We start from the raw sequence: 13,424 nt of genomic DNA on the forward strand, positions 1-13,424 counted from the left end.
AGCCAAGCCCGCCGCGACCGAAGCCAAGGCTGCCGAGTCCGCGGACGTCGATACCGAGGCGCCTGCCGGGTCAAAGCTCGACTCCGCGGCCAAACCGTATCGGAAGCCCAAGCCGGACACCGCAACCGGTGGAGACGACCAGTCCGTTTAGGGTCTGCTCACCTCTTGCTTGCCTGATATGATCGGCAGTCGCACCACGGCGAGTCTGTCGGTGCGCTCATTTCACCCCACGGGCCAGTGACGTCCTGAGGATTACTGGCTGGTTCCCTCGACTTGTCGAGGGCCTAGGCGTGGAGGTCGGATTTGCTGTTCTCTCAGCTCCCGGAAGCCCAGGGTCTCTACGACCCCGACATGGAAGTCGACTCGTGCGGTGTCGCGATGGTCGCGGACATCCACGGTCGACGCAGTCACGAGATCGTCGCCGACGGGTTGCTGGCGCTCGAGAATCTCGATCATCGCGGCGCCGCCGGAGCCCAGACGAACAGCGGCGACGGCGCGGGCATCCTCATGCAGGTCCCGCACGCGTTTCTGCGTGAGGTGGTCGACTTCGAGCTGCCTCCGGTCAATCTGAACGGCGAGAACACCTTCGCCGTCGGCAACTGCTTCCTGCCCGCTGATCCCGAAGCCAGATCACGAGCAGTGGCCCGGGTCGAGAAGCTCGCCGCCGAAGAGAACGTCACCATCCTCGGGTGGCGCGAGCTCCCGGTGGAGGTGGATGCCGCCGACATCGGGGAGACCGCCCGCAGCTGCATGCCGTACATGAGTCAGCTGTTCGTCAGCGGACCGTTGAACGCCGACGGCACCGCGCCGTCGGGACTCGACCTCGACCGCCTGGTCTATCCGTTGCGCAAGCGTTCCGAACGCGTCACCCCGGAGTTGGAGGCCGACGGCAGCGGGCTGTATTTCGCCTCGTTGTCGAGCCGCACCATCGTCTACAAAGGCATGCTCACCACGATGCAGCTGCCGCTGTTCTATACCGATCTGCGAGACGATCGCACCGAGAGCGCGATTGCGATCGTGCACTCCCGGTTCTCGACCAACACCTTCCCGTCCTGGCCGCTGGCCCACCCGTTCCGGTTCGTCGCCCACAACGGTGAGATCAACACGGTCCGCGGTAACCGCAACCGCATGCGGGCCCGCGAAGCCTTGCTCGAGACCGACCTGATCCCCGGCGACCTCACACGGCTGTTCCCCATCTGTACCCCGGAGGCTTCCGACTCGGCATCACTCGACGAAGTCCTCGAACTGCTGCACCTCGGCGGTCGCAGCGTGCCGCACTGCGTGATGATGATGGTTCCCGAAGCCTGGGAAAACGTCCCCGACATGGATCCGCGCCGACGGGCGTTCCTGCAGTTCCATTCCTCGTTGATGGAGGCATGGGACGGACCCGCATGTGTGACGTTCACCGACGGCACGCTGGTCGGGGCCGTTCTGGACCGCAACGGCCTTCGCCCCGGGCGCTGGTGGCAGACCCGAGACGGCAAGGTGGTGCTCGCGTCCGAAGCCGGTGTCCTCGACATCAGCAGTGAAGACATCGTCGCGAAGGGCCGGCTGGAACCGGGCAAGATGTTCCTGATCGACACGGCTGCCGGACGGCGGATCCCGGATGCCGAGATCAAGGGTCAACTGATCGACGAGCGGCCGTACGAGGAGTGGCTCCACGCAGGTCTGCTCGAACTGGCCCGGCTGCCGCAACGGCCGCGGTTCATCCCGACCCACGACTCGGTGGTGCGGCGACAGGTCTCGTTCGGCTACACCGAGGAAGACCTGCGGGTGCTGATCGCACCCATGGCCGCCTCGGGATACGAAGCTCTCGGCTCGATGGGCACCGACACCCCCATCGCGGTGCTCTCGCAGCGCTCACGGCTGCTCTACGACTACTTCGTCGAACTGTTCGCGCAGGTCACCAACCCGCCGCTCGACGCGATCCGCGAGGAGATCGTCACCTCGATGGCCCGCGTGATGGGCCCTGAGCAGAACCTTCTCGAGCCGACCGCCGCGTCGTGCAGGCAGATCCTGCTCCCGTGGCCGGTGCTGGACAACGACGAACTCGCCAAGATCGTGCACATCAATGACGAGGGCAACCACCGCGGACTGTCGGCGAAGGTGTTGCGCGCGCACTATCCGGTCGCCGAAGGAGGTCCCGGCCTCGAACGTGCGCTGGCAGACCTGCGGACGCGGGCCAGCGAAGCGATCGCGAGCGGGTTCCACACGCTGGTCATCAGCGACCGCGAAACCGATCGTGACAACGCGCCCATCCCGTCGCTACTGGCCACCTCCGCCGTGCACCACCACCTGGTGCGGACGAAAGAACGCACCCGGGTGGCCCTCGTGGTCGAAAGCGCCGACGCACGTGAGGTCCACCATGTCGCGCTGCTCATCGGATTCGGTGCGGCCGCGGTGAACCCCTATCTGGCGTTCGAGACCATCGAGGATCTCGTCCGGGAGGGCGAGCTGACCGGGGTGTCTGCATCGAAAGCGGTGCGGAACTATCTGCAAGGCCTCGGCAAGGGCGTGCTCAAGGTGATGAGCAAGATGGGTATCTCGACCGTCGGGTCGTACACCGCAGCGCAGTGTTTCGAGGCCGTCGGACTGTCGGGTGATCTGGTCCGGGAGTACTTCACCCGCACCGTGTCGCGGATCGGTGGCGTGGGCCTGGACGAGATCGCCGAGGAGGTGCGGCTGCGCCACCATCGGGCGTACCCGCCCAATCCGACGGAGCAGGTCTACCGGCGACTCGAGATCGGCGGCGAGTACCAGTACCGGCGCGAGGGCGAGCTGCACCTGTTCAGCCCCGAAACGGTTTTCCTCCTGCAGCATGCCTCGAAGTCGGGAAAGACCGACGTCTATCGCAAGTACAGCGACGAGGTGAACCGGCTCTCCCGCGAAGGCGGGACGCTACGCGGTTTGTTCGAGTTCGACACGCAAGGAAGAGAACCCGTGCCGCTCGACGAGGTCGAGTCTGTCGAGACGATCATGACTCGGTTCAACACCGGGGCGATGAGCTACGGCTCGATCTCCGCAGAGGCGCACGAGACGATCGCCATCGCGATGAACACCATCGGTGGCCGGTCGAACTCAGGGGAGGGCGGAGAGGACACCGACCGGCTGTACGATCCGATGCGCCGCAGTGCGGTCAAGCAGGTCGCGTCCGGTCGCTTCGGTGTCACCAGCGACTACCTCATCAACGGCACCGACATCCAGATCAAGATGGCCCAGGGCGCCAAACCCGGTGAGGGTGGCCAGCTTCCGGCATACAAGGTGTATCCGTGGATCGCCAAGACCAGGCATTCCACGCCCGGGGTCGCGTTGATCTCACCGCCGCCGCACCATGACATCTACTCGATCGAGGATCTGGCCCAGCTGATCCACGACCTCAAGAATGCGAACTCCCGAGCACGTATCCACGTGAAGCTGGTCAGCGCGATGGGCGTGGGCACGGTGGCGACCGGAGTGTCGAAGGCGCACGCCGACGTGGTGCTCATCTCCGGCCACGACGGCGGCACAGGCGCGTCGCCGTTGACGTCGCTCAAGCACGCGGGCACGCCGTGGGAGATCGGCCTGGCCGACGCGCAACAGACGCTGATGCTCAACGGATTACGCGATCGCATCACGGTGCAGTGCGACGGTGCGTTGCGGACCGGTCGCGACGTGATGGTGGCAGCGCTGCTCGGTGCCGAAGAATACGGATTTTCCACCGCACCCCTGATCGTCGCCGGCTGCATCATGATGCGCGTGTGCCATCTCGACACCTGCCCGGTCGGCGTCGCGACCCAGAATCCGAAGTTGCGGGCGCGGTTCACGGGCCAGGCGGAGCACATCGTGAACTTCTTCAAGTTCATCGCCGAAGACGTGCGGGAGCATCTGGCGATGCTCGGTTTCCGCACGCTCGACGAGGCGATCGGACGCTCCGACGCGCTGCACACCGCGCCCGGTGTGGCCCATTGGAAGTCGAAGGGACTTGACCTTTCCCCGATCTTCCAGCTGCCGGCGACCGATTCGCCGCGCCGCCGGATGCGCGGACAGGAACATGCCCTCGACAAGGCACTCGATCAGACCCTCATCCAGCTCTCCGAAGGGGCACTCGAGGACGCGCACCCGGTGCACCTCGATCTCCCGATACGCAATGTCAATCGCACGGTCGGAACCCTCCTCGGTTCGGAGGTCACCCGGAGGTACGGCGCCGACGGACTCGCGGAGGACACGATCACGGTGTCGCTCACCGGGTCGGCAGGTCAGTCGCTCGGGGCGTTCTTGCCGCCGGGTGTCACGCTGTCGCTCACCGGCGATGCCAATGACTACGTCGGAAAAGGCCTGTGCGGCGGCAAGATCGTGGTCAAGCCTCATCCCGACGCGACCTTCGTCGCCGAGGACCAGGTGATCGCAGGCAACACCATCCTGTACGGCGCCACCAGCGGGCAGGTATATCTCCGCGGCCGGGTGGGGGAGCGTTTCTCCGTCCGCAACTCAGGCGCCGTCGCTGTGGTCGAAGGTGTCGGCGACCATGCGTGTGAGTACATGACCGGTGGCCGCGTGATCATCCTCGGACCGACGGGACGCAATCTCGCTGCGGGTATGTCCGGTGGGATCGCGTTCGTCTACCAGCTGGATTCGTCGAAGGTGAATCAGGCGATGGTCGATCTACAGAGCCCCGACCCCGACGATCTGCTGTTCCTGCACGATCAGGTGAGCAGACACGTCGCGCTGACGGGCTCGGCGGTAGGGGCGTCGATGCTGGCCGACTGGCCGAGGCGCAGCCGGAAATTCACCAAGGTGATGCCCACCGATTATCAGCGCGTGCTCGACGCCGCGCGCATGGCCGAAGCGGAAGGACGCGACGTGGATTCAGCGATCATGGAGGCAGCTCGTGGCTGACCCGCGCGGATTTCTCGAGGTCGGCAAGGCCGAGGCGGTCACCCGGCCGGTGTACGAACGGGTCAACGACTGGCGCGACGTCTACGCCGACAACGACCCCCTCAAAGAGAACGAGAAGGTCGCCGAACAGGCGCGTCGCTGCATGGACTGCGGCATCCCGTTCTGTCATTCCGGGACGGCGGGCTGCCCGCTGGGCAACCTGATCCCGGAATGGAACGACCTGGTGCGTCGCGGCCGGTGGGATGCCGCCAGCGATCGCCTACACGCGACGAACAACTTCCCCGAGTTCACTGGGAAGATCTGTCCGGCGCCGTGTGAGTCGGCATGCGTGCTGTCGATCTCTGCGTCGACCACCGGCGGCAGCGTCACCATCAAGCGGATCGAGAAGACGATCGCCGAGGAAGCCTGGCGCGAGGGTCTGGTCGGTCCGCAGACGTCCATGACCCATTCGGGTAAGACCGTCGCGGTGGTCGGATCCGGTCCGGCCGGGCTGGCCGCCGCGCAACAGCTCACCCGCGCCGGTCATACGGTGACCGTGTTCGAGCGCGACGACCGCCTCGGCGGGCTGCTGCGATACGGCATCCCCGAGTACAAATTGCAGAAGTCGGACGTCGATCGGCGGCTGGGACAGATGCGGGCCGAGGGCACCGAGTTCGTCACCGGCTGCAACGTGGGCGTCGATCTGACCGTCGCCGACCTCCGGGAGCGATTCGATGCGGTTGTGCTCGCGGTGGGCGCGCTGGCGGCCCGGGACAACACCGCGGTGCCCGGACGAGACCTGAACGGCGTTCACCTGGCCATGGAGCACCTGGTGCCGGCCAATCGCGAGTGCGAGGGCGACGGCCCGTCACCGATCTCGGCGCGCGGGAAACACGTCGTGATCATCGGGGGCGGTGACACCGGTGCAGACTGTCTCGGCACCGCACACCGGCAAGGTGCGGCATCGGTCACACAACTCGACTACAACCCGGAACTGCCCTCCGACCGCGACGACAACAGATCGCCCTGGCCGACGTGGCCGCTCATCCTGCGTAGTTCGTCCGCGCATGCCGAGGGCGGCGCTCGCCGCTACGAGGTCGCCGTGCAGCGCTTCGTCGGTGACGATGACGGCAACGTCGTCGCCATGGTCCTGGCAGAGGTGACCGTCAAGCGCGACGACGACGGGAACCGAACCGTCGTCCCCATCGGCGACGAGTTCGAACTGCCCTGTGAGCTGGCGCTGTTCGCGATCGGTTTCGAGGGCGTCGAGCGCACCCACCTGCTGGCGGAGCTCGAGTTGACCCCCAACCGTCGAGGCGCGCTTGCCTGCGGCAGCGACTGGCAGACCGACGCGCCCGGCGTCTTCGTGTGCGGAGACGCGCACCGAGGGGCCTCGTTGGTCGTGTGGGCGATCGCCGAGGGCCGTGCCGCAGCGCGAGGCGTCGACGAATTCCTCATGGGTGAATCAGACCTGCCATCGCCGGTGCATCCGGCCGCGCTACCGCTGTCAGTCCGCTGAAACGCATATCGGCAGGAAACCTCATCTGCTTAACACAGCGAATTATGGGTGACGTCTTGGCTACTTACGTGGAGAGGATCGTCTGTGCGGACTAGGCTCGGCGAGGTGAATCGACGTACCAAAATCGTGTGCACCCTCGGACCGGCCACCGCAACCGACGATCGGGTGCGTGAACTGGTCGAGAGTGGAATGGACGTGGCGCGGCTGAACTTCAGCCACGGCAAACACCAAGACCACAAGGAGATGTACGACCGGGTCAGGAAGGCGTCCGACGTGACGGGACACGCAGTCGGCATCCTCGCCGACCTGCAGGGCCCGAAGATCCGTCTCGGGACTTTCGCTGACGGCCCCGTGCACTGGACCGCAGGCGACGAGGTCAGGATCACCGTCGAGGACTGTGCAGGCACCGCCACCCGCGTCTCCACCACCTACAAAGAACTGGCCAACGACGCCCAGCCGGGTGACCGCCTGCTCGTCGACGACGGAAAGGTCGGACTGACCGTCGTCGAGGTCGACAACAACGACGTGATCTGCACCGTCACAGAAGGCGGCCCGGTCAGCAACAACAAAGGTGTGTCCCTGCCCGGGATGAACGTCTCGGTGCCTGCGATGTCGGAGAAGGATGTCGCCGACCTCGAGTTCGCGCTGGCCCTCGGAGTGGACCTGATCGCGCTGTCGTTCGTCCGCTCGCCCGCAGACATCGAACTCGTCCACGAGATCATGGACCGGGTCGGCCGCCGGGTCCCCGTCATCGCCAAACTGGAGAAGCCGGAGGCCATCGACAACCTCGAAGCGGTGGTCCTGGCCTTCGACGCAGTCATGGTCGCCCGCGGCGATCTCGGCGTCGAACTGCCGCTCGAAGAGGTCCCACTCGTCCAGAAGCGCGCCATCCAGATGGCTCGCGAAAATGCCAAACCGGTCATCGTCGCCACCCAGATGCTCGAATCGATGATCGAGAACTCACGCCCCACCCGCGCCGAGGCCTCCGACGTCGCCAACGCCGTCCTCGACGGTGCCGACGCAGTCATGCTGTCCGGGGAAACCTCCGTCGGCAAGTACGTCATGGAGACCGTGCAGACCATGGCCAGGATCGTGAAGGCCGTCGAGAACGGGACCCGCGACGTGCCACCGCTCAGCCACGTCCCTCGCACCAAGCGCGGCATCATCTCCTACGCCGCCCGCGACATCGGCGAGCGTCTCGACGCCAAGGCCCTGGTGGCGTTCACCCAGTCCGGCGACACCGTTCGACGCCTGGCCCGCCTCCACACGCGGCTTCCCCTGCTCGCGTTCACGCCGCTGCCCGAGGTGCGCAGTCAACTCGCCATGAGCTGGGGAACGGAGACCTTCATCGTGCCGCGCGTGGAATCGACCGACGAGATGATCAAACAGGTCGACGCCTCACTGCTCGAGATCGGCCGCCTCAAAGTCGGCGACCAGGTGGTCATCGTGGCCGGCGCCCCTCCCGGAACCGTCGGCACGACCAACCTGATCCATGTCCACAGGATCGGTGAGGACGACCACTGATTTTTGCTCGCTCCGCTCGCTTTGTCGGTGTGGCCATCAGGCGGTAGTTCTTCCCTTCTCCTCACCTCGCTAGCGCTCGCTCGTCGGCAGTCCAGAACCACCGCGGCCACACCTCCCAGGTCTTCGCATCGCTGCGCTCGCTCAGACCTCCGTCGAGCGGGCCGATACTGCCGTCGAGTGGGCCGAAACAGGCGTCGAGCGGGCCGATACTGCCGTCGAGTGGGCCGAAACTGGCGTCGAGCGGGCCGTTACTGCCGTCGAGTGGGCCATCAGGCTCCAGGCGGGTAGGTCGGCGCGGGGGTCGCGTGTCGTCCTCTACAGTTTTGCTGTGACTGAAGCCCCCGGTACGACGTCTGATCTGAACAAGCTGCTCGCACTCTTCGATCTGGAGGAGCCCGAACCCGACCTCTTCATCGGGCTCCATCCCACCGAGGTCGGGGCCCGCACGTTCGGAGGCCAGTTGCTGAGCCAAGGAGTGGTGGCCGCCGGCCGCAGCGTGCCGCGCCCGACCCCCGTGCACGCGCTCAACGCGCACTTCATCCGCGGCGGGGACGTCTCCAAACCGATCGAGTACCACGTCACCCGGCTGCGCGACGGCAAGCCGTTCGCGAACCGACTCGTGAACGCCATGCAGGACGGCGAAGAGATCTTCTCGATGCTCGTCGCGTTCCAGGACAACAAGGCCGGCCTGGAGCATTCGGTCCAGAGCCCGGACGTCGCGTACCCCGAAGACCTGCCGCCGCTCGGTGAGCACTTCAAGGGCTTCGAAGATCGCATCGCGTTGTTCGTGAACGCCATGCATCCCATCGACATCCGCTTCGCCAACGACCCCACCTGGAAAGCGCGGGAGTCAGGGGAGCGGCTCGAGCACAACAGGGTCTGGATGCGAACCGACGGACAGATGCCCGACGACCCGCTGATGCACATAGCGGCGCTCTGCTACGCCTCCGACACCACGGTGCTCGACTCGATCATCACGACCCACGGATTGTCCTGGGGCATCGACCGTCTGTTCGCCGCGACCGTGAACCACTCGATGTGGTTCCACCGCGACTTCAGATTCGACGAATGGTTGTTGTACGCAACAGAGTCACCCGTCGCTGCCGGCTCGCGTGGCCTGGGCACCGGCCGGTTCTTCACCCGCGAAGGTCTGCTGGCGACGACCGTCGTGCAAGAAGCGCTGATCAAATACTTCCCGCCGAAGAAGTGACCCGATAGGGCAGACTTTCAGCTATGGACACGCAGGCGGAGTCGGAGCTGAGCAGGTCGGATACGCAACCCGTACTGCAGACGCCGCAATACTGGTTGAGCCCCGGACCTGATCTGGCCCCGCGGACGTGGCAACGGCGCACGCGCACGCCGATCATCGTGATCAGTTCGATCGCTGCGACCATCCTGGCGGTGATCGCGGTCGGCGCGCTTGCTTTCGGTGTGCAAGAACGCGACTTCACCGTGGACGGCTCGGTGGTCCTCACCGATCAGCAGTACGAGGTCTCGGCCACCGACATCTGCGGTGGTACCGGCGAGTTCGAGGACGTGCGGGAAGGCACCCGCGTTCGAGTGCTGGACGAGGACCTCTCGATCCTCGGGCAATCCGTGCTGACGGCACCGGAGTTGTCCGACGGCCGATGCCGACTGCCGTTCTCGATCTCGGGCATTCCGGAGAATCGGGCCGGCTATGTGGTCGAGATCGGCACAACGCTGCGCCATGAGGCCGGTGAGTCGAACCTCCAACGCGGGATCGTCATCGAACCCTGAGGCCTGACTCAGATCTCCCGATCCCGGAAGACCGGTGTCTCGCGGCTCATGCCCGCCTTGCGGGCGATCGCATGGTTCTTGCTCCGCAGCAGACGGAGTTGCAATACCTGCTCGACCGGGAACGAGAAACGTGGGGACCGCGACCACGTCTTCTCGAACAACTTCTTGGTCGACGCCACCGAGTCGGGTGAGCGGGCGGCGATCTTCTCGATCAACGCGAGCGCTTCGGCGTGCGGATCGTCGGCGACCCCGGTCACCAGGCCGATCTCCTTCGCGTGAGCGGCCGAAAACATCTCACCGGTCATCGTGAGCCGTTTGGCGGTGTCGATACCGGTGAGCTGTGACAACGCTGCCGATGCCGACATGTCGGGGATCAGACCCCACTTGGCCTCGAGGATGGAGAAGTCGGCGTCGGGGGTGGTGAACCGGAAGTCGGCGCCGAGGGCGATCTGCAGGCCACCGCCGTAGCAATGTCCGTGGACGACCGCGATCACCGGGACGGGCACCCGGCGCCAGTGCCAAGCCGGATTCTGAAAACCGTTGGAGCCCTGCAGCAAATTGGGTACGAAGGTGCGCAGGATGCTCTTCTGTTTGCCCGCGAGGCTGCCGAAATCGAGGCCGGCGCTGAATGACTTCCCGGCGCCACTGATGATCACCGCGCGTAGCGTCCGATCCTTGGCTGCCTGCTTCGCGGCCCGGGTGAGACCGGCGAGCAGGGGCAGCGTGAGGGCATTGTGCTTGTCGGGCCGGTTGAGCTGGACATGCGCGATCGGCCCGACCGAGGTGTGCTCAACGCGGTACGTCACGGAGTCGTCGGCGGCCGGGCTGCCGTGTGGATCGGCGGCGAGCGTCAGCGGTGCAGGTGCGGAAACGCCATCGGTCGCTGGCATGTGGGGCTCCTTCAGGTGGGAACAGTCGCTACTACGGTACGCGGGCAGGCCACCTCGACGATGCGCTCGGTCCCTCCCTGGCCCTTGCGGTGTCAGGCGGCCGTGCGACGCTCGTCGACGACGAAGAAGACAAGTGTCACGGCGAGGAATCCGGCGGCGAGCCACACCGCGCGGGCGTCGAACAGTTGCGTTGCGACCGCGCCGACGAGAGCGCCCACGGCGAATGTTCCGGCGACTCTGGCGTAGGTGGAAAACGCCGACACCGCATCCGCGCGTTTGTCGACCGATGCGGCGTAACCGTATTCGACCATGTGCATCAGATTGCCGGTGGTGGCAACAGCGAAATATCCGAGGTCGCCGATCGTGCGGAACATCGTGATCGTCATCGCGGTGCAGAAGGCGATGGGAACGGTCACGTAGGTGTGGGAGACCGAGGTGGGTACGAACCCGACCACGGCGAGCACGAGGGCCTGGAGGCCGATCGTCCACCGGATCGGATGAGCGAGCAGGTGATCGACTCGACCGGATTTGATGTGGACGGCCAAGATCACACCGAGCAAGAACGCCAGGACCGGCCACAGATGCAGGAGTGCCTGCGCCCAGTGGCGGTCGGACAACCCGATCCCCATCAGGATCACATTCGCCGTCTGGACGTTGGCGAACACGCCTCCACGAACGAGGAACGTGTACGAGTCGAGGAATCCACTCGCCAAGGTGATCAGCAGTGCGAACCGTAGGGTTGTCGTCGTCTTCTGCACTGGGCACTTTCAATGGAAACGGTTGGTGTGGGCGATGTTACGGGCGACGTGATGGCCAGGGTCGGCATTTCGGCTGCCGACGTGTCGTGTCGCTGTCCACCAAACCTCTGTTCTCGCCCGGGTAACCCACCGAATTCGCCCCGCGGAAGGTGAACCGGGGATAGGTTCTCGGATACACGCATGTCCGATTTCTCGTTGCCGGGGGCGTGCCGCATTGAGACTTGTCGACACCATTCGTCAGGAGTTCACCGATGAACCCGAACACCACGCAGACCGTCTTTCACCACCCGTCCGGAGTGGCCGTTCACACCACCGCGGAGGCGTTTCAGCACACCGCGAAAATGCATCCGGATCGCGTCGCGTTGCGAACCCCCGGGGGTGTCCAGGAGATCACGTGGCGCGAGTACGCCGCGCGAGTGGAGTCGATCGCCTTGGGGCTGGTGAGCCTCGGCGTCAAACGCGGCGACACGGTCGGCCTGATGCTGACCAACCGGCCCGAGTTCCACCTCGTCGACACCGCCATCGTGCACCTCGGCGCGATCCCGTTCTCGGTGTACAACACCAGTGCGCCGGAGCAGCTCGCGTATCTCTTCGGCGACGCGGCCAATCGAATCGTCGTCACCGAACAGGTCTTCCTGCCCGCGATCCGGGCGTCCGGTGCCGAACTCGAGCACATCATCACCGTCGACGGTCCCGCCGAAGGTGCCATCGAGCTGCGCGCTGTCGAGACCGATCCCGATACGGAGTTCGACTTCCAGGCGTCGTGGCGAGCGGTGGAACCCGACGACCTCGTCACGTTGATCTACACGTCGGGGACGACGGGGCCGCCCAAAGGGGTGGAGATCACCCACCGCAACGTGATCGCGGCCGCTGAATCGGTATCCGCAGACCTTGACACCGGATTCGACGATCGGATCATCTCGTATCTACCGGCCGCGCACATCGCGGACCGGGTCTCCTCGCACGGTGCAAATCAGTTGCGCGGAATACAGATAACCTCGGTTGCCGACCCGCGCGAGTTCGCTGCGGCCCTCCCCGATGTGCGGCCGACGGTGTTCTTCGGCGTTCCGAGGGTGTGGCAGAAGATCAAGGCGGGTATCGAAGCCAAGGTCGCCGAGGAGACGAGCCCGGTCAAGTCGAAGCTCGCGGCGTGGGCGCTCGACGTCGCCGCGCGGGCCGCGAGAACTGACCTGTCTGGCCGTCCTCGGGGCCGTGCCCTGCAGGTGCAGTACCAGTTGGCGGACCGGCTCGTGTTGTCGAAGGTGCGCGCGGCGCTGGGGCTCGACGAACTGAAGCTGGCGATATCAGGTGCTGCGTCGATTCCTGCGGAGGTCATCGAGTTCTTCGTAGGGCTGGGGATCCCCGTCATCGAGGTGTGGGGTCTGAGTGAGACCACCGGCGCGGCAACGAAGACCACCGTGGACAACCTGAAGGTGGGTACGGTCGGCAAACCAGTCGAGGGTGTCGAGATCAAACTGGCCGAGGACGGTGAAGTACTCGTCCGTGCGCCGATCGTCATGCGCGGATACCGCAACAAGCCGGACAAGACGGCAGACGCCATCGATGCCGACGGCTGGTTCGCGACGGGCGATGTCGGCACCATCGATGCCGAAGGCAACTTGACGATCGTTGATCGAAAGAAAGAGCTCATCATCAACGAGTCCGGGAAGAACATGGCTCCGAGCACCATCGAGAATGCTGTGAAGGCGAACTCATCGCTCGCCAGTCAGGTGGTGGCGGTCGGTGACGACAAGCCGTACATCACCGCACTCATCGTGCTCGACCCCGACGTCGTTGCGCTTCGTGCAAAAGCCCTGGGCATCCCGGACGCCCAGATCGCGGATCTCGCAGCCAACCCGGAGATCATCGACGAGGTGACGTTGTCGGTGAAGGCCGGCAACGCCAGGCTGTCGCGGGTCGAGCAGGTCAAGCGGTTCGTCATCGTTCCGGAGGCGTGGGATCCCGGAGGAGACGAATTGACTCCGACGATGAAATTGCGGCGCAAGCCGATCGCGAGCAAGTACGCGCAGACCATCCTCGATCTGTATTCGACGCCTGCAGGTCAGGGCGTCGTCGATCTCGGCATCTGACCGCCGGGGTGTGAGGTCGGGCCTGCGCGGG

8 protein-coding genes are annotated in these 13,424 nt (G+C 65.3%); 6 read left to right on the plus strand and 2 right to left on the minus strand.

The window, feature by feature from the left end; translation table 11 throughout:
• Positions 1-303: 303 nt before the first annotated feature.
• From gltB to DFR67_RS16125, 5 genes are all read left to right on the plus strand, one after another.
• Positions 304-4,875, plus strand: a complete 4,572-nt coding sequence (gene gltB, locus DFR67_RS16105) for a glutamate synthase large subunit (RefSeq protein ID WP_110470518.1) — start codon at positions 304-306, stop codon at positions 4,873-4,875.
• Entirely contained in the window at positions 4,868-6,373 is a 1,506-nt protein-coding gene (locus DFR67_RS16110) for a glutamate synthase subunit beta (protein ID WP_110470519.1), read from the plus strand. The genes gltB and DFR67_RS16110 overlap by 8 nt, the downstream gene beginning before the upstream one ends.
• Positions 6,374-6,478: 105 nt before the next feature.
• Complete coding sequence (pyk, locus tag DFR67_RS16115; protein ID WP_110470520.1) at positions 6,479-7,897, plus strand: pyruvate kinase; 1,419 nt, start codon at positions 6,479-6,481, stop codon at positions 7,895-7,897.
• A 328-nt stretch (positions 7,898-8,225) separates the two neighbouring features.
• Positions 8,226-9,107: an acyl-CoA thioesterase gene (locus DFR67_RS16120; protein ID WP_110470521.1), complete on the plus strand. Its 882-nt coding sequence runs from the start codon at positions 8,226-8,228 to the stop codon at positions 9,105-9,107.
• A 23-nt stretch (positions 9,108-9,130) separates the two neighbouring features.
• Complete coding sequence (locus DFR67_RS16125) at positions 9,131-9,655, plus strand: hypothetical protein (protein ID WP_110470522.1); 525 nt, start codon at positions 9,131-9,133, stop codon at positions 9,653-9,655.
• Between the two features lie 8 nt (positions 9,656-9,663).
• On the opposite strand, the gene DFR67_RS16130 is transcribed toward DFR67_RS16125, so the two are convergent.
• Together DFR67_RS16130 and DFR67_RS16135 are read right to left on the minus strand one after the other, a co-directional pair.
• Positions 9,664-10,461: a crotonase/enoyl-CoA hydratase family protein gene (locus tag DFR67_RS16130; RefSeq protein WP_170135236.1), complete on the minus strand. Its 798-nt coding sequence runs from the start codon at positions 10,459-10,461 to the stop codon at positions 9,664-9,666.
• 176 nt (positions 10,462-10,637) lie between these two features.
• A complete protein-coding gene (locus tag DFR67_RS16135; RefSeq protein ID WP_110470524.1) occupies positions 10,638-11,303 on the minus strand; it encodes a YoaK family protein in 666 nt (221 codons plus the stop codon).
• 251 nt (positions 11,304-11,554) lie between these two features.
• Here DFR67_RS16135 and DFR67_RS16140 point away from each other — a divergent pair, with 251 nt between their 5' ends.
• Positions 11,555-13,393 carry an AMP-dependent synthetase/ligase gene (locus DFR67_RS16140; protein WP_110470525.1) on the plus strand — a complete coding sequence of 613 codons (1,839 nt, stop codon included), beginning with the start codon at positions 11,555-11,557 and terminating at the stop codon, positions 13,391-13,393.
• Positions 13,394-13,424 lie beyond the last annotated feature (31 nt).

Source organism: Williamsia limnetica (genome assembly GCF_003217475.1).
GTDB lineage: Bacteria > Actinomycetota > Actinomycetes > Mycobacteriales > Mycobacteriaceae > Williamsia > Williamsia limnetica.

Excerpts from the sequence above, each read along its gene's own strand:
- DFR67_RS16140 (WP_110470525.1), top strand. The coding sequence starts at position 11,555 with ATGAACCCGAACACCACGCAGACCGTCTTTCACCACCCGTCCGGAGTG.
- DFR67_RS16125 (WP_110470522.1), top strand. The coding sequence starts at position 9,131 with ATGGACACGCAGGCGGAGTCGGAGCTGAGCAGGTCGGATACGCAACCC.